Here is a 25593-nt window from a genome sequence, read left to right on the forward strand (position 1 = left end):
TCGACTGGTCGGGTTCGCGTCTCTCACCAGCAGTGTTGTCTGGTTCCGTGCGTGTCGTGCGAATGGCCTGCCCCTGGCGAAGAAGTTGTCACCGCGACCGTTGCGGACGATAGCGAATTGGAAACGCCTGTCCCCAAACTGGACGATCTCTGAGAGCCTGAGAACGGTGCGCGTTCCGCACCGGGACGATGCACGCACAAGGTGGCAACACGACGGGGGTCGTAGGATGCGGCACAGCAACTGGGCACGAGGACGACGAGGAAACCTGAGGCGCTGGGGAATACTCGGCACACTGTTCGTCCTCGTCTTCGGCACGATGCAGTTCCTTCCCGTGCTCAACGACGAACCCGCCCAGGCGTCCACCGTCGACGGCACCGTGAGCAACACCCAGATCCGCGCCTCCGCGGCGACCGGCCTGTGCTGGACGGTGCCGAACACCGATATCCAGGCGCTCATCACGCTCCAGCCCTGCAACCCGGACAATCCCCTGCAGCGCTGGGTCGTGACCGAGGACAACCGCATCTTCCTCAACGGCTACCAGACCGGCACCGTGCGCTGCGTGGACAACTACGGCAACCGCAGCGCGGACCAGCAGCTGCGGCTGACGGCCACCTGCCGGACCCAGGACCCCAACGCCATCTGGGACTACTGGCGCAACAACGCCTCCGGCCGTTCCGCCGGCGGCTTCTACAACCCCAACGCCAACCTCTGCGCCAATATCTCGACCACCGGAGGCGTCATCCGCGCCGGCGACCGGATCGTGAACTGGGGCTGCTCCGCGGGCGCGACCGGAATCAACGACTACCAGTCGTTCTCCATCGGCGCCGCTGACATGAGCGTCAGCTCCAGCGCCTCCGTCGCAGGCGGCGCGGCCAGCCAGAACGTCACCGCCCAGCCGGGACAATCCGTCAGCGTGACGTACACGGTCAACGCCGCCGGCCCCCAGTCCGCCTACTACAACCGCTTCGAGGTGCGGGCCAACACCACCTCCGGAAGCGGTACGTTCGCGCTCAGCGCTACCGCCACGCGCAGCGGCACCGCCGCGCAGGCCTACCAGAACGCCACCCTCTCCGGAACCACCCTGACCTTCCCGACCAACGGCAATGCGGGCGACAACACCATCTGGCGGCCGGGCAACACCGGCACCGTCCAGGTGAGCGGCACGGTCCCGGCGAACGCGCAACCGGGCACGGTCTACCAGATCTGCGGCACCCAGACCAGCCAGCTCACCTTCGATCCGGCCACGGCCAACAACCAGGCGTGTACCACCGTGACGGTCGCGGCGTTCCAGACGGATCTGGCCATGACCACGTCCGGCTCGGCGGAGCTCACGCGCCTGGTGAACTCGGGCCAGCAGTTCAGCCTGCCCTACATTCTCACCAACAACGGCCCGAGCGCCGCCGGGTCTCCGCGAGTGTCCTTCTCGGTTCCCTCCGGAGTGACCGTCAGCAGCATCACCGGCCCGAATGGCTGGACCTGTGACACGAGCGGCCGGACATGCACGGGACCGTCCAGTTTCGACAGCGGCGCGACGGCAGAGTTCCGGCTGGTAGGTACAGTTCCGGCCAATCAGACCGCCGGCTCATCCGTCGGCGCGATCACCGCGACGGCTTCCGTCACAGGCCAGTACGCCGACCCTACTCCGGGCAACAACACCGCGACCAATAACCTCCAGATCCGCAGCGAGGTCACCGTCAGCGTGGACAAGGCCCGGCCGGTCGGCGGGGACGTCAACCCCGGGGACCAGGTCACGTTCACGGTCACCGTGACCAATGACGGGCAGAACCGCGTCCAGGGCGCCACCTTCACCGACGACGTGCCGACATCGCTCACCGACGTCACCTGGTCCTGCGCCAGCACAGGCGCCGCCACCTGCGGCGGCTCGGAAGGCACCGGCAACAACATCAGCCAGACGATCTCGCTCTCGCCAGGCGCCACGATCACCTACACCATCACCGGCACGGTCGCGGACTCGGCCGCTGGTACGACTATCACCAATACAGCCACCGTCACAATGCCCTCGGGCACCACGAACGCGGGTACGGCCTCGGACTCCGAGTCCGTCAACGTGCGTGCGTTGTCCGATCTGGCGATCAGCGCCGAGCCGGTGGACCTCGCTCCGGGCGAGTCCGGCACGCTGAACGTCGTGGTCGCCAACAACGGCCCGGCCGCGATCACCCAGAACGCGACTGTCGTGCTGACTCCGCCTGAGGGCGTCACCTTCGGTGAGGGTCCCGGCGCCTGTGAGCCCGGAAGCGGCACCAGCATCGTCTGCACCATCTCCACGCTTGCCAACGGATCCAGCACGACGTTCCAGATTCAGGCGACGGCCGCCCCCGACGCGGCGCCGAACACAACGCTCACCGGCACCGGTGTGGTGAACTACAGCCTGGACACCGCCCCGGCGAACAACACCACCGATCTGGTCTTCGAGATCGGGGATGTCGCCAGCAACTTCGCCGTCTCATCGGTGAGCACCACCCCGAACGTCGTGCCCGGCCAGACGGGTACGATCACGGCCACGGTCGTCAATCACGGCCCGTCCGCCTCGACTGCCGCTACTAGCGTCACGGTCCTGGTCACCCCGGCGCAGAACGCCGTCCTGACCGACGCGGACATGCCCGAGGGCTGCACCCTTGAGTCCGAGACCGAGATCATCTGCGAGGTCCCCGCCGGCGTCGCTGTAGGAGAGGAACTCACCTACGAGTTCACCTACCAGGTCCCGGCCTCGGCGTCTGAGAACGCCACCTACGGCGGCGGTACCGTGACGGTGATCAACGAAGACGACCCGATCGCCTCCGATGACACTCAGAACTGGTCCCTGACCACCGGCGCGCGCCAGGCGGACATGGCGATCAGCAAGACGCCCTCCAGCGATCCCGTCGTGCCGGGCACCACCTTCGAGTACACCCTCGAGGTCACCAACGCCGGTCCCTCCTACGCCACCGGCCCGGTCACCGTCACCGATGCTCTCCCCGCGACGCTGACCTACGTCTCCTATACGCATTCCGGAGCCGGGGACAAGACCTGTAGCGCGGACGAGCAGTTGGTCACCTGCTCCATCGGCGGTGACTTCGCCGTCGATCAGGTCTCGCAGATCGTGCTGACCGTGCGGCTCGATCCCGCCTACACCGGTGACGGCACGGACATCCAGAACTCCGCCTCCGTGGCCTCCACCTCGACCGATCCGGACGAGTCCAACAACAGCACGACCGCCGAGCCCATCGTCACGGGTGACTCCGAGGCCAATCTGGCGCTCACGAAGACTGTCACCTCGGAGCAGGCGATCCCGCCGGGAGGTACCTTCTCCTATGAGCTGGTCGTCACCAACAACGGCCCGTCCGCCGCGCAGAACGTCGTGGTGAGCGATCCGCTTCCGGACGAGCTGAGTTTCGTCTCCTCCGGCACCGACTGCGTCGGCACGGAAGGCGACTACGGGGGCACTGTCACCTGCCCCACCATCGGCTCCCTGGCGCCGAACGCCAGCCAGGTCTTCCAGATCACGGTCCGGCTGGCCCCCGAGTACGCGGGCGATGGCATGGACGTCGTGAACACCGCAAACGCGGTCGCCGACAACGCCGAGGCGATCAACTTCTCCAATCCGGCACCGTTGCCGGAGGTGCTGCCGGCCAGCGCCGATGTCGCGGTGGAGAAGTACCTGGCCACCACGGGCAATGTGGTTCCCGGCCAGGAACTCACCTACCACATCAACGTCACCAACGAAGGCCCCTCCACCGCGACGGACATCGTCGTCGAGGACGAGTTGCCTCCGGGTCTGACCTTCGTCTCCGGCACCGGCTGCTCCGCCGATGAGTCCGGCGCGGTCACCTGCGACACCATCACCAGCCTGGCCCCGGATGGGACGGTGTCGTACACGATCGTCGCCCAGATCGACCCCGGCTACGAGGGAGACGGCGAGAACCTGGTCAACGAGGTCACCGTCACGCCGGCCACCCCGGATCCGAACGAGGACAACAACACCGCGCAAGCGGCCGCTCCGACGGTGAGCGACGCCGAGGCGGATCTGGCCGTCTACAAGGACGAGCCGCCGATCGCCGACGGCGTGGCGCCCGGTGAGGAGTTCACCTACGAGGTGACGGTCGTCAACTACGGCCCCTCCAATGCCACTGAAGTCGAGATCACCGACATGCTGCCCGCCGAGGTCTCCTTCGTTTCGGCCGGCACGGACCCGGAATGCACTCTCGACGAGGATGCCGAGTTCGGCGGTGACGTCATCTGTACCCTGCCCGAACTCGCGGTGGGAGCGAACCACACTTTCACCATCCAGGTCCAGCTAGACCCGGCATACGGCAGCCCGGAGCAGCCGGCCGATGGCTATGACATCGTCAACCGCGCCTGGGTGACTGCGGACCAGATCGACCCGAACACCTGGGGCGAGGACGAGGATCCGCGCACGGTGGACCCGGCGACGACCAACAGCGTCGCCGTCTTCGAGGGCATCCCGAACCTGCACGAGGGCCAGGCCGACGTCGAACTCGTCAAGACGGTCGTGGAAGCCGACGCCCGTCCCGGCGGCATCGTGCACTACCGGCTGACCATGATGAACCACGGTCCCTCCGTGGCTCCCGGTCCGCAGGTCACGGACACCCTGGAAGGGGATATCAGCTTCTACTCCTACCCGGAGGGCTGTGTCCTCGATGAGGACGACTCCCAGGTGCTCGTCTGCGGTCCGGCAGCCATCGGCACCTCCTCGCTTCCGCCTAACGAGCCCGAGCCCCGCACTCTGGACATCTACGCACAGATCGGCCCCGGGTACACCGGCGACGGCTCCGATATCTTCAACGGCGCCACCGTCACCTCCGCCTACCCCAACGGCTGGAACGAGGACGACGAGGACAGCGCAACCGACCGCATCTCCCTGACCGACCAGGGCGTGGCCGTCGGCGAGGCCGAGGCCGATCTGACCATCGAGAAGCGCCTGACCACGACCTCGGACGTGGCGCCCGGTCAGATGCTCGACTACGAGGTCACCGTCAGCAACACCGGTCCTTCCACGGCGGCGGACTTCACCATCACCGACGCCCTGCCGGCCGGCCTCTCCCTGGTCTGGGGCGGCGGCTGCAGCGCCACAGGCGGAACCATCACCTGCGAGCACACCGATCCGCTCGCGCCGAACGAGTCCGTGACCTACTACTTCCGCGTGCAGATCGACCCGAGCTACACCGGCTCCGCCGCGGATCTGGTGAACACCGCCTCCGTCGACTCCACCACCACCGATCCGGACGGGAGCAACAACCAGTCCTCGGCCGCTGCGCCGAACCTGGGCGACCCGCAGGTAGGCCTCTCGCTGAACAAGATGCTGGCCAACCCCGGACAGGACGTCGTGCCCGGTGAGCAGTTCAGTTACATCTTGAGCCTGGTGAACAGCGGCCCCTCCACGGCGACGAATGTCACCATCACCGATCTGCTGCCCCCGCAGCTGACCTTCGTGCCGGACGCCGGCGGCGTGTGCTCCGCGTCCGAGGGCAATGCGCAGCTGGTCGAATGTGATCTTGGCAGTGTCCCACCGGACTCTCGTCCCGTGGTCGTCACGGTCGTGCTCGACCCCGAGTACACCGGCGACGGCGGCAACATCATCAACACCGCCGCGGTCTTCTCCGAGCAGACCGGTGAGGAGCCGGCGGACACCGCGGAGGCCCCGCCGGTCCCGGCCGCCGAGCCCAGTGCCGATCTGAGCATCGACAAGTTCAGCAGTTCCTCGCAGGTCCGCCCCGGCGATACCTTCGAGTACACCTTCACGGTGGAGAACGCGGGCCCGTCCACCGCCCAGAGCGTCGTCATCAGCGATCCGCTTCCGGATGCAGTGACCTTCGTGGGCTCCGAGGACGGTTGCGCGCCGGCCGACGGCGGTGCCATCACCTGTGCCGTCGGCAGCGTCGCACCCGGACAGCCGGCCAGCTACACCATCACGGTGGAGCTGAACGACGACTACCTGCCCTCCGACGGCGATATCGTGAACGAGGCCACGGTCTCCTCCGCCACCGCGGATCCGGACGGGGACAACAACGTCGACGACTCGGTCATCACCAGCGGTGACCCCGAAGCGGCCCTGGAACTGACCAAGGTGGCGAACGTGGACGGCACGGTCGGGCCCGGTGAGACCTTCAGCTACACGTTGACCGTCACGAACCACGGCCCCTCGGTGGCCCGCGACGTGCAGGTCTTCGACCAGCTGCCGGCCGTGCTGGCGTTCCATTCCTCCGAGAGCTGCTCCGGCGACCCGGGCTACTACGGCGGCCAGGTCACCTGTGACGTTGCCGAGACGCTGGCAGTGGGCGCGAATGTCGAGCACACCATCGAGGTCCGCCTCAGCCCGTCCTACCCGGGTGACGGCTCGGACATTCAGAACAGCGCCAGCGTCACCTCCTCCACCGCGATGCCCGAGGGATCCACCCCCAACGCGGAGGTCACCCTGCCCCCGGGCGCGGTCTCCGAAGCCGTCGCGGACCTGGAGCTGAGCAAGACAGCTCCGGAAGCACCCGTCACCGCCGGTGAGAACGGCACGTTCACGCTGACCGTGGAGAACCACGGCCCGGCGGATGCCACCGAGGTGGTCATCACGGACACCCTGCCGGAGGGCCTGGCGCTCTACGGTTCGGACGGTGCCGACTGCACGCAGTCCGGCCAGGAGGTCACCTGCCCGATCGGCACAGTGCCTGAGGGCGGGACCGCCCAGGTCGTGCTGGACGTCGCAGTGGCATCCTCCGTGCCGCATGGCACCACCCTGACCAATGAGGCGACGGTTTCCTCGGCCGCCGAGGACGACGACGAGAGCAACAACGTCGCTTCCGCCTCGCTGACCGTTCAGGCCATCGCCTCGGTATCCGTGACCGACGCCCCGCCTGCCTCCCTGAACGCCGGCGAGGAGGCGACCTACACCGTCACCGTGCGCAACGAGGGCCCCTCGGATGCGCAGGACGTGACGATCACCTACGAGCTCGACCCGAGCCTGACGTTCGTGCCGCATCCCGACTGGGACTGCACCGCCGAAGGCCAGACGGTCACCTGCACCATCGGCTCCGTGCCGGCAGGCCAGGAGATCCAGGTGCCGATCACGGTCGCCGTCAGCCCGGACACCCCGGCCGGCCACCAGCCGGTGAACAGCGGCTCGGTGACGACCAGCACCGAGAACACCAGCGACGACACCTCGACGACCTCCACGGGTCCCGCGGTGGAGGTGTCCGCGGACATCGTCACCACCAAGACAGCCGTCGGTGAGGACCGCGTGATCCCGGGTGAGGAGTTCGACTACCTCATCACGGTCGCCAACGAGGGCCCGGCCGTCGCCACCGGCGTGGTGCTGACGGACGACCTGCCCAGCGTCCTCCGGTTCGTCTCCGCCTCCTCCGAGGCAGTCGACTGCACAGCTGACGGCGAGGCCTTCGGCGACGATGTCACCTGCTCCCCGGTGGAAACCCTCGGAGCCGGCGAGAGCTTCGAGGTCGTCCTGACCGTGCAGCTCGACCCGGGCTACGCGGGCAGCGGGGAAGACGTGCTGAACCAGGCCCGGGCCGACTCCGAGACCCCGGACCCGCTGCAGCGCAACAACGCCGCCAGCGCGAGCCTCCCCGGCGGCGGTGCGGCGGATCCGGAAGCGGACCTCTCGCTGAACAAGAGCCTGGCCAGCCAGGATCCCGTGACGCCGGGCGAAACCTTCGTCTACATCCTGGAGGTCGCCAATGAGGGCCCCTCTGCCGCGGTGAACCCGCGGGTGATCGACACCCTCCCGAGCGGGCTGACCTTCGTCGGAGGCAACCAGGAGGCGTGGCCTTGCGACGCGCAGGACCAGATCGTCACCTGCGCCTACTCGGGCGGAGCCTGGGCACCGGGCAGCAGCATCACCCTGGAGCTGGAAGTCCGCCTGGACTCCTCCTACACCGGTGACGGTTCCGATCTGCCGAACTCCGCGACCGTCGAGTCCGATACGACCGACCCGAACCCGGGCAACACCAGCTCCGAGGTGGAGGACGGCGCGCCTGCCGGCGAGCCGCTGGCGGACCTGCTGCTGACCAAGACGATGACGGCGGCGGGCGATGATCCGGGCCAGACCCAGATCGTCCCGGGCGGCTTCGTCGAGATGGACCTGACGGTGGAGAACCGCGGCCCCTCGGACGCCGCCGACGTCGCGGTGACCGATCCGCTCCCGTCCCAGCTCGCCTTCGTCTCCTCCGAGCAGTGCACCGGCACGCCCGGGGAGTACGGCGCCACCGTCACCTGCCCGACCGCCGAGACCCTCGGCGTCGGCGAGCGCCTGCACTACAGCGTGATCCTGCAGCTGGATCCGGCTTACGTCGGCACCGGCGAAAACGTGGTCAACTCGGTCACGCTGGAGTCCAGCACGACTGACCCCGAGCCCGGGACCGGCACGAGCGACGCCGACCTGGGCGGGATCGTCGACGAGGCCTCGGCCGATGTGTGGATCGACAAGTCGACTACCGCTCAGGACGTCGCTCCCGGCGACAGCTTCGACTACGAGATCACCGTGGCGAACGAGGGTCCCTCCACCGCTGCGAACACCCAGGTGGTCGACACGCTGCCGGCCCAGCTGAGCTTCATCTCCGCCGAAGGCGCCGAATGCGACGCCGCCGGGAGCGAGGTCATCTGCGACCTGGGTGCGCTCGCGCCGGGCGCCAGCGAGGTCATCACGCTGACCGTCGAGCTGGACAGCGATTACGAGGGCAGCGGCGCGAACGTCGTCAACTCCGTGACGGTGTCCTCCACGACGCCCGATCCGGACGAGGGGAACAACACCAACACCGCTTCGGTGCCGGCCGGACAGGCGCACGCCGATGTCTCCATCGTCAAGGAGGCCGTCGGCGATGCCGTGGCCCCGGGGCAGACCTTCGACTACACCCTGACGGTCGCCAACGCCGGCCCCTCGACCGCGCGGAACGTCTTGGTGACGGACACCCTGCCCTCGCAGCTGCGGTTCGTCGGGTCCGAGGACTGCACCGGCCCGGCAGAGGGCTTCGGCGGGACCGTGAACTGCGGCCCGGTCCGCTCACTGCCCGCCGGTGGCGACGATCTGAGCTATGTGATCACGGTGCAGCTGGCACCCGGCTACCAGGGAGACGGCGCGAACGTGGTCAACACCGCCGTGGTGGAGACCGATACGAACGACCTGAACTCGGCGAACAACCGCGATACCGAGGGGCTTCCCGGCCCCGACGGCGCACCGGCCGCTCCGCAGTCCCAGCTGACCACGGAGACCGAGGTCCGTACACCGGGCGGCGATCCCATCGCCCCGGGTGAGGAGTTCGAGGTCGTCCACCGCGTCGGCAACGACGGTCCCTCGGTGGCCCGGGACGTCACGGTCGTCTACGAGGTGCCGGACAATGTGGAGCTCGTCTCAGTGCCGGAGAACTGCCGCGTGGACGGGCGGACGGTCACCTGCGTGATCGACTCGATCGCGCCGGGCGGCGATGTGGAACTGCCCATCACCGTGCGGCTCGACCCCGGGTACACCAGCGACGGCACGGACATCTCCCACACCGCGACGGTGGACTCGCCCTCCTCCGAGCCGGTGAGCTCCGAGCCGGTCGATATGGGCGGGCACGTGACCGACCCGCGTTCCGACCTCAGCGTCGGGGTGGGCATCCAGACGCCCGGTGGTGAGCCCATCGCCCCGGGTCAGGACGCCGATGTGATCATCACCGTCGGCAACGGCGGCCCCTCCACGGCGCAGCCGGTCACGGTGACCTACCCGGTACCGGACCACCTGACGGTCGATCCCGACCGCCTGGACCCGCGCTGCGAGCTGTCCGAGGACGGCCGGACCGTCACCTGCACCATCGACGAGCTGCCGCCCGAGGGCACCGTGGAGATCACGGTGCCGGTCACCCTGGATCCGGAGTACACCGGTGACGGCACGAACATCGTGAACCAGGTGACCGTGGACGCGCCCTCCTCTGATCCGGTCACCTCCGACCCGGTCGACATGAGCGACGCGGTCGGTGAGGGCTCGGCCGATCTGGCGCTGACCAAGGCGCCGCTGACGAGCGATCCGGTGGCACCGGGGGAGACCTTCTCGTACCAGTTGACCGTGGTCAACAACGGTCCGTCCGTCGCCGTCGGCGTGGTCGTCACCGACCAGCTGCCCGACAGCCTGGCGCTGGTCTCGTCGGAGACCTGCACCGGCACGCCGGACCAGTACGGTGCCACCGTCACCTGTGAGGCCGGAACCCTGGCGGTCGAGGCGGACGCCGTCTTCGTGATCGAAGTCCGGATCGACCCGAGCTACAGCGGTGACGGGGCGGACATCACCAACACCGCGACCGTGGCCGCGGACACCGCGGACCCGAACCTCGACAACAACGAGGCCAGCGCGCAGGTGCCCGGCGGCGCGACCTCCGATCCGCGCTCGGACCTGACCGTCGGCACCGAGATCCGCACCCCCGGCGATGAGCCGGTGGCGCCGGGCGAGCGCTTCGACGTGATCATCACGGTCGGCAACGACGGGCCGTCCACCGCTCGCGATGTGGTCGTCACCTACCCGGTGCCCGAGGGCATCGCGGTGGATCCGGCGCTGCTGGACCCGCGTTGCGAGCTGTCCGACGACGGCCGGACCGTCACCTGCACCATTGACGAGATCCCGCCCGGCGGCAGTGTCGAGATCGACGTCCCGGTGATCCTGAACCCGGATTACACCGGTGACGGCACGGACATCGTGCACCAGCCCACCGCGGACTCGCCGACCTCCGATCCGGTGACCGCCGAGCCGGTGGACACCGGCGGGCACATCGGTGAAGGCCAGGCGGACCTGCGGCTGGACAAGTCGGTGGTACCGGGCAGCCTCGGCTCAGAGGGCTCGGTCGCTCCCGGCGACACCTTCGAGTATCTCCTCACGGTGGCCAACGACGGGCCGTCCGACGCCAGCGGCGTGACCATCACCGACACGCTGCCGGCCGAGCTGAGTCACTCGTCCCACGATGGTGACTGCAGCGTCGACGGCCAGACCGTCACCTGCCAGGTGGAGAGCATCCCGGCCGGTGAATCCGCTGAGGTCACGCTCACGGTGCAGCTGTCCGGCGACTACTCCGGCGACGGCTCCGATGTGGAGAACATCGCCCAGGTCTCCGCTGAGACCGCCGACCCCGATCTGGGCAACAACCAGAACTCAGCGGGCGTCCCAGCCGGTCAGCCGCATGCCGATGTCTCGATCGTCAAGGAGGCCCTCGGCGATCCGATCTCCGCCGGCGAGACCTTCGGCTACCAGCTGACCGTCGCCAACGCCGGTCCGTCCACGGCCACCGGCGTGACCGTCACGGACACTCTGCCGGCTCAGCTGAGCCTCGTCTCCGCGGACGAGACCTGCACCGCCGACGGTCAGGAGATCACCTGCCAGGTGGGCACGCTGGCCTCCGGCGCGGAGACCGTCCTCGGACTCGAGGTCCAGCTGGACGCGGACTACCGCGGCGGCGGCACCGATGTGGAGAACCTGGCCGTGGTGACCTCGGTGACCGAGGACCTCACCACGATCAACAACCGCGACACCGCGGGCCTGCCCGGCCCGGACGGGACCGTGGAACCGCCGCGCTCCGAGCTCACCATCGGCACGGAGATCGTGACGCCCGACGGGGAGCCGGTGGCACCCGGTGAGGAGGCCGGCGTCATCATCACCGTCGGCAACGACGGGCCCTCCACCGCGCGGGACGTCGTCGTCACCTACCCGGTGCCGGAGAACCTCCAGGTGACCGAGGTGCCGGAGAACTGCACCCTCTCGCGTGACGGTCGTACGGTCACCTGCACGGTGGACGAGCTGCCGCCGGGCGAGGCGGTCGAGTTCCCGATCACCGTGATCGTCGATCCCGGTTACGCCGGTGACGGCACGGATATCGTCAACGAGCCGAGCGCGGACTCCCCGTCCTCCGAGCCGGTCACGGCCGATCCGGTGGACATGGGCGACCATGTGACCGATCCGCGCAGCGAGCTGACGGTGGAGACGGAGAACCGCACTCCGGACGGAGCGCCGATCGCTCCGGGGGAGGACTTCGACTACGTCGTGATCGTCGAGAACGACGGCCCCTCCACGGCTCGTGACGTCACGATCACCTACCCGGTGCCCGACGGTGTGACCGTCGACCCGGAGACGCTGGACCCCAGGTGCGAGCTTTCCGAGGACGGCGGTACCGTGACCTGCGTGATCGAGGAGATCCCGCCGGGCGAGCGGGTCGAGGTCCCGATCACCGTGATCGTCGACCCGGAGTACACCGGTGATGGCACGGACATCGTGAACCAGGTCGAGGTGGACTCCCCGTCCTCCGAGCCCGTCATCTCCGAGCCGACCGACATCTCCGATGTCGTCGGAGACGGCTCCGCGGACCTGGCGTTGTACAAGACGCCGGTGACGAGCGAACCGGTCACCCCGGGCGAGACCTTCCAGTACGAGCTCCGGGTGGTCAACAATGGCCCGTCGCTGGCGGTGGGGATCGTCGTGACCGACCAGCTGCCGGTGACGCTGTCTTTCGTCTCCTCCGAGGACTGCACCGGTCCCGGGGAGTACGGCGCGAGCGTGACCTGTGAGCTGGGCTCCCTCTCCGTGGAGGAGGAGATCAGCGTCGTCATCGAGGTGCGGATCGATCCGTCCTACACCGGCGACGGTTCGGACATCGTCAACACCGCCACGGTCACGGCGGAGACGGAGGATCCGGATCTGTCCAACAACGAGGCACGGGCGGTCGTCCCCTCGGGCAGCACCGGCGACGCCGAGGCCGATGTCTCCCTGGAGAAGGCATTCGTCACGGACGGACAGGTGGCCCCGGGCCAGACCGTCAGCGTGGTCTTCACCGTGTCGAACGACGGGCCGTCCACCGCGCGCGGCATCGTGGTGACGGACGATCTGCCGGCCGAACTGGCCTACATGTCCAGTGAGGACTGCACCGGCACTACCGCTCTGCTGGGCGGTACGATCACCTGCGCCCCGATCCCGTCGCTGGAGCCCGGCCAGAGCGCCGAGCTCACCGCCGAGGTGCTGCTCGACCCGGCGTACCGCGGCGACGGCTCGGATGTGGTGAACAACGCGGTAGCCGAGCCGGCCACGGCGGATCCCGATACGGACAACAACTTCGCCTCGGCCTCCCTGGAGGACGCGGTCGGCGAGTCGGACGCGGATCTGGAGATCGTCAAGACCGGGCCCGATGTCCTGGTGGCCAGTGGTCAGGTCGTCTACGAGATCGACGTGGTCAACCACGGACCGTCCCGCGCGACGGGCGTGGTGGTCACCGACGAGCTCGACGAGCGGCTGACCCTGATCAGCCAGGAGCCCGAGCTCTGCGATGCGGACGGCCAGTCCTTGACCTGTGACTTCCGTGAGATCGCGCCGGGTGGCACCCGGGGCGTGACCCTCACAGTGGAGGTCTCGGACGAGGCCGGTCACGGCGACGAGATCGCCAACACCGCCGTGGTCGCAGCGGAGACGCCCGACAGCGATCTCAGCAACAACGAGAGCACGACCGTCGGGACCGTGGTCGACCCGGATGCGACGGAGGTGGCGGATCTCGCCCTGACCAAGGAGTTCGCTGATGAGACGGCGGGCCCGATCGCACCGGGGGAGACCTTCGGGTACATCATCACCGTGAGCAATCTCGGTCCTGGCGATGCGTCCGAGGTCACCATGGTGGACACCCTGCCGGCCGAGCTGAGCTACGTCTCGGCCGAGGGCGACGGCGTCCAGTGCGCTCCGCAGAACGGCACGGTCAGCTGTGACCTGGCCGAGTCCCTGCCAGCCGGCGAGGAACTCGAGCTGGTGCTGACGGTCCGCCTGGCTCCGGACTACGCCGGTGGCGAGGACGAGGCCATCGTGAACGAGGCCACCGTCAGCGCGGCCACGCCGGATCCGGATCTGGCCAACAACACCGACACCGCCGAGGGCGTCCCCGGCGGCGTGGGCGAGCGGATCTCGGACCTGGCCATCACGGCTCAGGACGCCGAGGGGCCGGTCCCGCCCGGCTCGGAGACGACCATGACCTACGAGGTCGTCAACCTCGGGCCGAGCGCGGTGCCGGAGGGCGAGGCGACGGTGGAGATCACCATGCCGGAGGATGTGCTGGCCCAGACCGGCGGACAGCCGGAAGGCTGCTCCGTCGCCGAGGACCGGCTCACGGTCACCTGCGTGGTCGACGAGCTGCTCTGGCCGGAGGATGTGGACCTGCCGGAGGCCACTGCCGCAGCGGTCTCCGCAGACCCGGACCAGGTGCGCGCCTTCCAGGCCGTGCAGTCCTTCAGCCAGGTGATCGCGCTTGAGGTCGAGGCGGATGCCCCGGTGAACGCCACGCTGCCGGGCGGCACGGCGACGGTCTTCGACGAGGGAGACCCCGTCGAGGGCAACAACTCCGACACCTGGGTGGCGACCACGATCGGCGACGAGCCGACCGAGCCGACGCCCACTCCGACGGAACCGACGGAGCCCACGCCGACCCCGACGGAGCCGACGCCGCCGACGGAGCCCACGCCCCCGACCCCGTCTCCGACGGAGCCGACGGAACCGTCCCCGACGACGGATCCGACGCAGCCGGGTCCCTCGCCGACGGCTCCTCCCGGTGATCCGGGCGACCCGGGCAAGCCGGCACCGGATCTGCCCCGGACAGGTGCGATGATCGCAGGGTTCCTTGCGGCCGGGATCGCGCTCCTGCTGGCTGGCCTGGCTATCATGGTGGTAGTCCGCCGGAGGAGGGACACGGTATGACGGCTGGAGGCCCCATGTACGGTCAGACGCGGAACCACGATGAGCGGACCGCCGGAGGGACGGCGATGCTCCGGCACTCCCTGGTGGGACTCATGGCCCTGGTGGTCGCCCTCCTCCTGGCTTCCCCGGCGGCAGCCGGTGAGGCGGAGGAGGGGACCGACCCCGGCCGGTTCACCGTGGAGATCACCCCGGACCGCGAGGACACGCTGTCCGCCGGCGACGAGGTCGCCTACGCGATCTCCGTCACCAATGAGGGCGAGGCGCTCGACGAGATGCGGGTGGTTCAGATGCTGCCGGCCGGGTTCGAGCACGTCAGCGCAGATCCGGAAGGCGAGGTGCAGGGCAGCCAGCACGTGTGGACGCTCGAGCTGGATGCGGGCGAGACCGCTTCCCTCACGCACACGGTGCGTGCCGGTAGCGCCTCCCAGGTGGAGGGCGGCCGGCTGGTGCAAGTCGAGCAGGAGGACGCTCCCGCCGCATCTGGCGGCGAGCAGTTCTCCTCCACGGTCTGCGTCTACGAGAGCGCCGGCGGCGATGCCGCGGCCTGTGCCTCGGCGTGGCAGCAGCTGGAGAGCGAGGGCGGTGGACTCGCGGCCTGGCTGTGGGGCATCGGCGGCGCCGTGGTCGTCGCGGCCCTGGCGGTGCTGGCGTTCTTCTGGCTCCGGAAGAAGCCGGGCAAGCGCAGCAAGGGCAAGGACGGGGAGAAGACCGCAGCGGCGGTGTAGTCTCCTGCTCACGCAGCGCCGGAAGCGGCCGGGACGTCTCATGTCCCGGCCGCTTCCGCGTGTCTGTGAATCAGCCGCCGCGCCCGGCGGCTTGGTCACGGTGTGGCATCGACCGCACCAACTATTGAGAAAATGTATTGACAATAGTTGGCGTGCCGTGTGATTATCCAATGACGGTCCAAGGGCGTGACCGCGGCAACACGGAACTGTCAAAGGAGATCAGACGTGGCCAAGAAGTCGACGATGATGATGGCGGTCGCTGCGACGGCCGCAGCGGCGCTCACCCTGAGCGCTTGTTCCTCGGAGGGCGGCCGGCAAGAGGCCGCCGGAGGCGAGGGCGGAGGCGGTGAAGGGGCAGGCACCCCGGAGATCAACGTCTCGCTCATCACCCACGCCGCACCCGGTGATACCTTCTGGGACATCGTGCGTGCGGGCGCCGAGGAGAACGCGACCAAGAACAATGTGAACCTGCAGTACACCTCCGACCCGGACGGCGCGCGTCAGGCGCAGCTGGTGAACCAGGCGGTCGACCAGGGTGTGGACGGCATCGTCGTCACCCTGGCCAAGGCGGACGCGATGAGCGGCGCGGTCGAGCGCGCGGTGGACGCCGGCATCCCGGTGATCTCGATCAACGCCGGCGAGGAGGAGTTCGCCGATATGGGTGTCATCACCCACTTCGGTCAGAACGAGAGCATCGCCGGTGAGGCGCTCGGTGAGCGGCTGCAGGAAGAAGGGCTGGAGAAGCCCATCTGCGTGATCCAGGAGCAGGGCCACGTCGGGCTGGAGAATCGCTGCGCCGGTGTCACCGAGGTGCTCCCGGAGACCGAGATCCTCTACGTGCAGGGCACGGACATGCCTTCGGTGAAGTCCACCGTCACGTCCAGCCTGCAGACCTCGGACGCCGATGCGATCGTCGGCCTGGGCGCTCCCTTCACGATGACGATCATCGAGGCGGTCGAGGAGACCGGCTCGGACATCACGGTGGCGTCCTTCGACCTCAACGCCGAACTGGCGCAGGCCATCGCCGACGAGCGCGTGCTCTTCACGGTCGATCAGCAGCCGTACCTGCAGGGCTACTCCGCCGTGGACGCCATCTGGGCCTACCACCGTGGCGGCTTCACCCCCGGCGGTGGACAGCCCGTGCTGACCGGTCCTGCGATCGTCGACGGGGAGAACATCGAGAACGTCCTCGCGTACGCCGAAGAGGGCATCCGGTAACCGACGCCAGAACTGGCAGATCTAAGGGGCGGAAGAGAACCGATGAGTAGTACCACTGCGACACCCGATACCGCCGCACCTCCGGCGGGTAGCGGGGCCGGCGCCGATGAGCGCGTCGCGAAACGATCACTGTTCAGGACCCTGCTGGGGCGCCCGGAGCTTGGCGCGCTCGTCGGCGCGGCTGCGCTGTTCGTATTCTTCGCGATCGTGTCCGACGTGTTCATCAGCCCCGCCGCCCAGGCGAACGTGCTCTACAGCGCCTCGACCCTGGGGATCATGGCGGTCGGTGTCTCCCTGCTGATGATCGGTGGTGAGTTCGACCTCTCCACCGGTGTGGCGGCCATCAGCTCCGGCCTCGTGGCGTCCCTGTTCAGCTGGTACTTCGCCACCAATGTGTGGGTGGGCGTCGCGATGGCGCTCGTGGTCTCGCTGCTGATCGGCTTCATCAACGGGCTGATCTTCATCAAGACCAAGCTCCCGAGCTTCATCGTGACGCTGGCGATGTTCTTCATGCTCGCCGGTCTCAACCTGGCGCTCACCCGCCTCATCGGCGGTTCGGTCTCGTCCCCGCCCATCTCCACTATGGACGGTTTCGAACTGGGCCGGTCGATCTTCGCCGCGCGCATCCCGGTGTTCGGCGTGGACGTCAACTCCACGGTGTTCATCTGGTTCGGCATGGTCCTGGTCGCCACCTGGGTGCTCATGCGGACCCGCGTCGGCAACTGGATCTACGCCGTGGGCGGTGACGCGGAGGCCGCCCGGGCCGTGGGCGTCCCGGTCACCGCGACCAAGATCGGCCTGTTCATGGCAGTCGGTTTCTGCGCCTGGGTGCTCGGCATGCACCTGCTCTTCGGCTTCGGCACCATGCAGTCAGGCGAGGGCATCGGCAACGAGTTCTTCTACATCATCGCCGTGGTGGTCGGCGGATGCCTCCTGACCGGTGGCTACGGCACCGCGATCGGCGGGGCCATTGGCGCCTTCATCTTCGGCATGTCGCAGCGCGGCATCGTCTACGCCGGATGGGACGCCGACTGGTTCCGGTTCTTCCTCGGCCTGATGCTGCTCGTGGCCACCGTCATCAACCTCACCGTGAAGAAGCGGTCGGAGTCCTAGGAGGGATCTGCATGACCACGGCAACATCCGAGCGGGAGACGACCGAGACCGGGACCCCGCTGCTGAAGCTGGAGAACGTCAGCAAGCACTACGGCAACATCATCGCCCTGCGCGATGTCACGATGGAGGCCGACGCCGGGAGCGTCACCTGCGTGCTCGGCGACAACGGTGCCGGCAAATCCACGCTGATCAAGATCATCGCCGGTCTGCACGAGCACACCGACGGGAAGTTCATGATGAGCGGCACGGAACTGCGGCTCAGCTCGCCGCGTGCCGCGCTGGGCTTGGGCATCGCCACGGTGTACCAGCACCTGGCCGTGGTGCCGCTGATGCCGATCTGGCGGAACTTCTTCCTCGGCTCGGAGCTGACCACGGGCTGGGGTCCCTTCAAGCGCCTCGACGTGAAGCGCATGAAGGAGATCACCAAGAAGGAACTGGCCGATATGGGCATCGATCTGCGCGATGTGGATCAGCCCATCGGGCAGCTCTCCGGCGGTGAGAAGCAGTGTGTCGCCATCGCCCGGGCGGTGTACTTCGGCGCCAAGGTGCTCATCCTCGATGAGCCCACCGCGGCGCTGGGCGTGAAGCAGTCCGGTGTGGTGCTCAAGTACATCGTGAACGCCCGGGCCCGTGGCCTGGCGGTCGTGTTCATCACCCACAACCCGCATCACGCCTACCCGGTGGGCGACCGTTTCCTGGTGCTCAAGCGGGGACGCGCCATCGCCTACCAGGAGAAGAAGGACATCTCCCTGGAGGAGCTGACCGGCCTGATGGCCGGTGGCGCCGAGCTGGAGGAGCTGGCTCACGAGCTGGAGCACAGCAGCTCTCCCGGTGCCCAGGACGCGCTCAAGGACGTCGAAGCAGGACTGGACGACCTGGACGCCGGACAGGCCCCTGCCAAGAGCTGAGGGCCGGAGGGGGTCCCGCTTGATTCCGGCCTGCTGCATAAATTCCGGGTGAGGAAACACGGAATTTGTGCACGATCCCGGAAGTTCCGGGCGGCGCCTGCGGCTTCCCGCGCGGCGGTCGGTGGAAACACCGGCCGCCGTTCCTGTATCCCGTGTTGGAGCGGTCCAATCCGAGTTATGATAGGACAAAGTCCGGCGCTGAGGGCGGCGCCGATGATCACGACGAGGTGAGAGTGTGAACGAACAGGCTACCGGCGGTCCGGCGTCCCCTGCGTCTTCTGGGGGCGGCCTGCGCATCGGCACGGCCCCCGACTCATGGGGCGTGTGGTTCCCCGAGCACCCCAGGCAGATCCCGTGGCAGCGTTTCCTGGACGAGGTGCAGGCCGCCGGATATCACTGGATCGAGCTGGGCCCCTACGGCTATCTGCCCACGGACCCGCACCAGCTCGAGGACGAGCTCGGCGCACGCGACCTCAAGCTCAGCGGGGGCACCGTCTTCACCGGCTTCCACAAGGGCGACGAGCAGTGGCAGCGCGCCTGGGACCAGGCCGTGCAGGTCGGCAGTCTGGTTCATGCGCTGGGTGCCGAGCACATCGTGGTCATCCCGGACATGTGGCGTTCCGACCTCACCGGCGAGGCGCTCGAGCCGCGCATCCTCGACGCGGAGCAGTGGGGCCGGCTGGCCCGCGGCCAGGAACGTCTGGGCAAGGCGCTGTGGGAGGAATACGGCGTCCGGCAGCAGTTCCACTCCCACGCCGACTCCCATGTGGGGACTAGGCGGGAAGTCGTCAGGCTGCTGGAGCTGACCGATCCGAGGTATGTCAACCTCTGCCTCGACACCGGGCACTACGCCTACTACGGCGGCGACAATCTGCGGCTCATCCAGGAGCACCCGGACCGCATCGGCTATCTGCACCTGAAGCAGGTGGACCCCGAGCTGCTGTTCGAGGTGCTCAAGAACGACACCCCCTTCGCTGATGCCGCCGCCGAGGTGATGGTCGAACCGCCGGCCGGCATCCCGGAGTTCGGCCCGATCATCGAGGCGGTCGCTGCCATCGATCCGGACATCTTCGCCATCGTGGAACAGGACATGCCCGGCGTCGACATCGACGTGCCCCTGAAGATCGCCACCCGGACCCGCGAGCACATCTTCGGCTGCTCGCCCCTGACCCGGCGCCGCTGACCCGGCCCGCAGGTCTCCCGCGGTCCGGCGGAACGGTCAGGGTGCCCGGTGTATTCAAGGGGCGCCCTGACCGTTCTCAGCTGTCCGGTGAGCGGTTCCCCGGCCGTGAGCCAGGTGCCGGGCCGGTGGTGCCGCGGGCGACCAGCCGCGGCGGGATCAGCCGGCGCACCGGTTCGGACGGGCCGGCGCCGTCGATGCGGTCCAGGAGGGCAGCCGCAGCCGCCTCGCCCACCTCGGCGCTCATATTGTCCACGGTGCTCAGATCGATGTACGCGCTGCCTGCCAGGGGAACGTCGTCGTAACCGATGACCGAGAGGTCCTGCGGGACGCGGAGCCCGCGTTCACGCGCCGCTGACAGCGCGCCGAGTGCCATCACGTCGTTCGCTGCGAAAACCGCGGTGAGCTCCGGGCGGTGGTCCAGGAGCTGGTCCGCCGCCGTCCGTCCGGCGCGCTCCGATGTGGGGTGCGCATGCGCGGTGAGCACCCCCTGCAGACCTCGGGCTCGGCAGGCGTCCAGAAACGCCTCGCGCCGCAATGCGCCCGGCCCGCTGTCGGCGGCCAGGTGCCCGATCGTCCGGTGCCCCAGGCCGGCCAGGTGCTCCACCGCCATCGCGGCGCCGAGGGTATCGTCGTCGGCGACGATGTCCGCCGCGGCCGGCGGGTCCGTGCGGTTGCCGGCCACGACGTGCGGGACGCGTATCGCGCCGTCCAGGCTCTGCTCGCTGGCGATCACCACGCCGTCGACGTCCAGCGAGACGAAGCCCTCCAGCGCAGACAGGCCGAGATGCGCGTTGAGCGCGGCATCGGCGACCGAGACGTGATAGCCGTGATCGGCCAGCGCCCGGCGCATCCCCGCGAGCAGATCGACGAACCAGGGATTCTCGAAGTCGTCGATGATGACGCCGATGCTCCGGCTGCGGCGCGCGGCAAGGGACGCGGCCAGGCGGCTGGGCCGATAGCCGAGCTCCGCGATGGCGCGCTCGACGGCGGCCCGGCGCGCCGGGCTGACCTTCGGGGAGTCCTGCAGCACGAGGGAGACCAGGGACTTAGAGACGCCGGCGCGCTCGGCGACATCGTAGATGGTCGGACGGCGCGGCATGGAGCATAGTCTCTCATGTGCCGCGCCACCCCCGGCGCCGCTCCCGGTCCCCACCTTTGACAGGACAAAGTATCCTGGCTAGCCTGGCGTTGTAGCGCTCCAACAAATCCGGCCCAGGGCTCACGCCGATGTGACCCTGCACGCTGTGCCGAGGAGAGGAACGAATTCAATGGTGAAGATCGCCCTGGACCCCACCCCCTTCCACGCCACCCATGACTTCCTGGATTTCCCGGACGTCGCCGCGCGACTGGGCTACGAGCACCTGCAGATCACCCCGCACCCGGACTTCATGCCGTTCTTCGGGCATCCCCGGGCCGACGACGCCTACGTCGCCCAGCTGAAGAAACGCGCCGCAGACGCCGGGATCGGCCTGTCCTCCCTGCTGCCGGTGCACCGCATCTCCTGGCCCGAGGAGAACCTCCGCGAGGCCGCCGTGCGGTACTGGAAGCGGATCATCCGGATCGCCGAGCAGCTCGAGATCCCGGTCATCAACACCGAGTTCTCCGGCCGTCCCGAGCGGGCGGAGGAATCCGAAGCGGGCTTCTACCGCTCCATGGAGGAACTGCTCCCGCTGATCGAATCCGCGGGCCTGAAGGTGAACATCGACCCCCACCCGGACGACTTCGTCGAGGACGGCCTGGACGCCTGGCGGATCATCCGCGGCCTGAACTCCCGGCACATCGGCTTCGTCTACGTCGCCTCCCACACCTTCCACTACGGCAATCGCGCCACCACGCTCATCCCCGAACTGGGCGACCGCCTCGGCGCGGTATACACCGCCGACAGCTTCGATCACACCCGCTCCCACGGCCTGCGGTACATCACCAATCCGCCGGGCAACCCGGCCAGGGTGCACCAGCATCTGCGCATCGGCGACGGCGATGTGGACTGGCAGGAACTGTTCGGGTTGCTCAGCCGGACGGGCTTCCTGGAGCGCGAGGACGCCATCGTCTGCTCGAACGTCTTCGCCGAGGACGAGACTGCGGAGGAGACCTCCGTCTACCAGCGCGAGAAGCTGGCCGAGCTCATTGGCGCGGCGGGCCAGGGCCGATGACGTTCCCCCGGGTGCTGCCGGCACCCAGGACCCCCGGCCCCGGTCAGGTCCCGGCTCTGCGATGGGGGATCCTGGGGACCGGGTGGATCGCGGAGCGCTTCACGGACACGGTGCGGCGCAACACCACGCAGCAGATCGTGGCCGTGGGATCCCGCTCGGCGGAGCGGGCCCGGCGGTTCAGCAGCCGGCACGGCATCCCGCGAGCCCACGGCAGTGACGAGTCCCTGGTCCAGGACCCGGGCGTCGACGTGATCTATGTGGCCACTCCGCATGGCCGCCACCGCGACCACGCGCTGCTCGCCCTGGAAGCCGGCAAGCACGTCCTGGTGGAAAAGCCCCTCGGCGTCAACGCCGCGCAGGCCGCCGAGATCGCCGGCGCCGCGCGCCGGACGGGGCTGTTCGCCGCAGAGGCGCTGTGGTCGGCGTTCCTGCCGAAGACCGATGTCCTCCGGCAACTGCTCGACGACGGCGCGCTCGGGGCCATCCACACGCTCACCGCCGACATCGGCGAGTACTTCGACCCCGGTCATCGCATCTTCGACCCCGGTCTGGCCGGCGGTGACATCCTCGACCTCGGGACCTACCCCGCGTGGTTCGCCACCTGGATCCAGGGGCTGCCGGACGAGGTGAAGGCGCGAGGACGCGCGTATCCGGGCGGCGTGAACGCCCAGACGATGGCGACCCTGAGCTGGGCCGGCGGCGCCCTCGGGCAGGTGCACTCCTCGCTGGAGAGCTTCACGCCCACTCGCGCCTATCTGGCCGGAGAGGCCGCCTCGGTGCAGCTGGAGGAACCGTTCTACGGGCCCGGCGGCTTTGTGCTCCGCTCCGCCGATGGCCGTCGGTCGCTGCGCTGGGAGGAGCCCGATGTCCGCCACGAAGGCCTCTTCCACGAGGCGTTGGAAGCGGCCCGCTGCATCGGCGCCTCGCTTCCCGAGACCCCGTACCGACGGCTGGACGACTCGGTCGTGACGCTCCGGCTGCTGGACCTGATCCGCGCGCAGACCGGCGACACGAGCGGGGTAGAGAAGCGCGCCGGGGACGGCTGCGCCGAGAGCAAGGAGCAGGGCCGATGACGGACATCACCACTGGAATCGCCGCGGCGGGAGGCCCCTCGCCGGGGAACGTGCGACCGGCGGGCGACGGCGTCAGGGTCGGCGTCATCGGCGCCGGCATCATGGGAGCGGATCACGCGCGGACCCTCGACCGCTGGGTCTCCGGGGCCGTCGTCAGCCGCATCGCCGACGTCGATGCGGGGCGGGCCGCGCAGGTGGCGGCGGAGGTCCCAGGAGCTGCGACGGACACGGACGCGCAGGCGCTCATCGCCGCCGCAGACGTCGACGCCGTCGTGATCGCCTCCCACGACTCCACGCATGCGGAGCTGGTGCGGGCCGCGGTGGCGGCGGGAAAACCCGTGCTGTGCGAGAAGCCCCTGGCTCCCACGCTCGCGGAGGCCAGCGCGGTCGCCCGGGACGTCGCGGCCGGGGCGGACCTGGTCACTCTGGGATTCATGCGCCGCTTCGACGCCGGTTATACCCAGATGCGGGCCGATCTCGCAGCGGGTCGGATCGGCCGCCCTCTCGTGGTGCACTCCATCGGCCGCGGCGTCTCATCCGGGCCCGGCGCGGACTCCGAGAGCGCCATCACCAACTCCGCGATCCACGACCTGGACATCGTGCCCTGGCTGCTGGGCGAACCGCTCACCGAGATCGAATACCGCGCCGGGAACGCCTCCGGGGGAGCGCCCGAGGGACTGCAGGATCCGCACCTCCTGCTCGCCCGCACCGCCGGCGGGACGCTGGTGACGATCGACATCTTCCTCAATGCCCGCTACGGCTACGACATCCGGTGCGAACTGATCGGCGAGACCGGTGCGCTGAGCCTGATCGAACCGGCCGTGCTGCGCCGGGACCAGGACCTCGTCTCCGGCTACCGCTACGCCGAGGACTGGCGGCCGCGTTTCGCAGACGCCTACCGCCGCGAGCTGCAGGCCTGGGTCGACCTGATCCGGGGCCGCGATGGCCGCGGCGAACTGGCCACCCTTCAGGACGGGCTCCGGGCCAGCCGGGTCGCCGATGCCGCCGTGCGCTCCCTGCGCTCCGGCGGCCAGCCGGTCACCGTGGCGAGCGACTGAACCCCGCCGCGCTGTGGCGCTTCCGGGCGGTGGTCTGGCAGGGGCAGGCGTGGCTCGTGCCACAATGTCGGGAATGAGCAGCGCACGGGGGACCGGGAGGGCGACGATCCGGGATGTCGCCGCTGAGGCCGGCGTGTCCACGGGCCTGGTCTCGCTCGCGTTCAAGGATCCCGCCCGGGTCAGCGCGGTGCGGCGCGCGCGGATCCTCGACGCGGCGGACCGCCTGGGCTACCGGCCCAACTTCGTGGCGCGCTCCCTGGCGGCGGACGGCTCGTCGTTCATCGGGATCCTGCTGAGCGATCTGCACAATCCGCTCTTCGCGGAGATCGCCGACGCGGCGCGCCAGGAATTCGACGCGCACGGTTCCTACGCCCTCATCGCCAGTGCCACGAAAGCCAGGCCGGAAGGCCGAGCCCCGGAAAACCCCGAAGAAGGCGGCCAGGCGGGCTCCGGTGCCTCAGCCCGCGGGCCGGGCGGACTCCGCGTGCCGGGGGCCACAGGAGGCGCGGACCGCATCGCCGACGAGCAGGTCATCGCCATGTTCCGGGATCTGCGCCCCCGCGGCGTCCTGGTCATCGGGACGATCGCCGATACGGCCCTGCTCTCGGGCCTGCCGTCCGCCACCCCCGTGGTGTACGCCAGCGCGGTCTCGCCGGAAGGCTCCGCCCACCCGTCCGTGCGCGCCGACGACGACGCCGGGATGGCCCTCCTGTTCGACCACCTCACCGGGCGAGGTCACCAGCGGATCGCTTTCGTCGGCGGCGCCGGCGGTGAGGTCTCACGGCTGCGCCTGGAGGCCTACCTGGCGCAGGCGGAGGCCCGCGGAATGCCGGCACTCGTCGCCCGCGCGGACTTCTCCGAGCAGTCCGGCTACCGCGCAGGCGCCGAGCTGGCTGGTCTCGACCCCCGTCCCACCGCCGTGATCGCGGTCAACGATCTGGCCGGCATCGGTGTGCAGGCCGCCGCGGAGCAGGCCGGGCTCAGGTTGCCGGCCGACCTGGCCGTGGCGGCGTTCGACAACACCTACCTGGCCGGGCTGCACCGGATCTCGCTCACCACGATCGATCCGCGCAACGCGGAGGTCGGCCGCCGTGCCGCTTCCCGGCTCCTGCTGGCGCTGGACCCGGACGGCGCCCGTCACGCCGGCCTCCCGCGTGACGGCGCAAGGAACGCCAGCGCTCCCGGCGCCGGCGATTCCGATGCGCTCCGCGATGTCAGCAGCCCTATCGGCGAGAGCAGGGGCGCCGCCAGCGCTCCCCGCTCCGCGCGCTTCGGCGGTGCGCACGCTGTCGCCTCGCCCGGGACAGAGGACGTGCTCGTGCGCCCCGAGCTCATCGTCAGGGACTCCGCCTAGGACAACCGGCGGATTCCTTTTCAGCGGCGGCTCCGGCCGGGCATTGACACCTCCGCCACCGCAGCCGTAGCGTGTGTTTGAACCGGTTCAAAACCAGTTTCGCG

The 25593-nt window shown here is 69.1% G+C and carries 11 protein-coding genes; 10 read left to right on the forward strand and 1 reads right to left on the reverse strand.

Going from position 1 to position 25593, the window contains the following annotated elements:
* Window positions 1-316 precede the first annotated feature (316 nt).
* From IEW13_RS07175 to IEW13_RS07200, 6 genes are all read left to right on the forward strand, one after another.
* Window positions 317-14704, forward strand: a complete 14388-nt coding sequence (locus tag IEW13_RS07175; protein WP_188550267.1) for a ricin-type beta-trefoil lectin domain protein — start codon at window positions 317-319, stop codon at window positions 14702-14704.
* Complete coding sequence (locus tag IEW13_RS07180) at window positions 14701-15429, forward strand: DUF11 domain-containing protein (RefSeq protein ID WP_188550268.1); 729 nt, start codon at window positions 14701-14703, stop codon at window positions 15427-15429. Before IEW13_RS07175 ends, IEW13_RS07180 begins: the two co-directional genes overlap by 4 nt.
* Window positions 15430-15654: 225 nt before the next feature.
* Window positions 15655-16647 carry a substrate-binding domain-containing protein gene (locus IEW13_RS07185; protein WP_373283556.1) on the forward strand — a complete coding sequence of 331 codons (993 nt, stop codon included), beginning with the start codon at window positions 15655-15657 and terminating at the stop codon, window positions 16645-16647.
* Between the two features lie 42 nt (window positions 16648-16689).
* Window positions 16690-17760, forward strand: a complete 1071-nt coding sequence (locus tag IEW13_RS07190) for an ABC transporter permease (protein ID WP_188550269.1) — start codon at window positions 16690-16692, stop codon at window positions 17758-17760.
* Between the two features lie 11 nt (window positions 17761-17771).
* A complete protein-coding gene (locus IEW13_RS07195) occupies window positions 17772-18668 on the forward strand; it encodes an ATP-binding cassette domain-containing protein (protein WP_188550270.1) in 897 nt (298 codons plus the stop codon).
* A gap of 235 nt (window positions 18669-18903) precedes the next feature.
* Window positions 18904-19851, forward strand: a complete 948-nt coding sequence (locus IEW13_RS07200) for a sugar phosphate isomerase/epimerase family protein (protein WP_188550271.1) — start codon at window positions 18904-18906, stop codon at window positions 19849-19851.
* A 76-nt stretch (window positions 19852-19927) separates the two neighbouring features.
* On the opposite strand, the gene IEW13_RS07205 is transcribed toward IEW13_RS07200, so the two are convergent.
* Entirely contained in the window at window positions 19928-20950 is a 1023-nt protein-coding gene (locus tag IEW13_RS07205; RefSeq protein ID WP_188550272.1) for a LacI family DNA-binding transcriptional regulator, read from the reverse strand.
* A 169-nt stretch (window positions 20951-21119) separates the two neighbouring features.
* Between IEW13_RS07205 and IEW13_RS07210 the strand changes: the two genes are divergently transcribed.
* The 4 genes from IEW13_RS07210 to IEW13_RS07225 all read left to right on the forward strand — a co-directional run bounded on the left by IEW13_RS07210 (window position 21120) and on the right by IEW13_RS07225 (window position 25489).
* A complete protein-coding gene (locus IEW13_RS07210; RefSeq protein WP_188550273.1) occupies window positions 21120-22004 on the forward strand; it encodes a sugar phosphate isomerase/epimerase family protein in 885 nt (294 codons plus the stop codon).
* Window positions 22001-23077 (forward strand): Gfo/Idh/MocA family protein, encoded by a 1077-nt coding sequence (locus IEW13_RS07215; RefSeq protein WP_188550274.1) that lies wholly within the window; start codon window positions 22001-22003, stop codon window positions 23075-23077. Before IEW13_RS07210 ends, IEW13_RS07215 begins: the two co-directional genes overlap by 4 nt.
* A complete protein-coding gene (locus tag IEW13_RS07220; protein WP_188550275.1) occupies window positions 23074-24135 on the forward strand; it encodes a Gfo/Idh/MocA family oxidoreductase in 1062 nt (353 codons plus the stop codon). The genes IEW13_RS07215 and IEW13_RS07220 overlap by 4 nt, the downstream gene beginning before the upstream one ends.
* 73 nt (window positions 24136-24208) lie before the next feature.
* Window positions 24209-25489: a LacI family DNA-binding transcriptional regulator gene (locus tag IEW13_RS07225; RefSeq protein WP_188550276.1), complete on the forward strand. Its 1281-nt coding sequence runs from the start codon at window positions 24209-24211 to the stop codon at window positions 25487-25489.
* The last annotated feature ends 104 nt before the right edge of the window (window positions 25490-25593 follow it).

This window comes from Sediminivirga luteola, assembly GCF_014639315.1.
Taxonomy (GTDB): Bacteria; Actinomycetota; Actinomycetes; order Actinomycetales; family Brevibacteriaceae; genus Sediminivirga; species Sediminivirga luteola.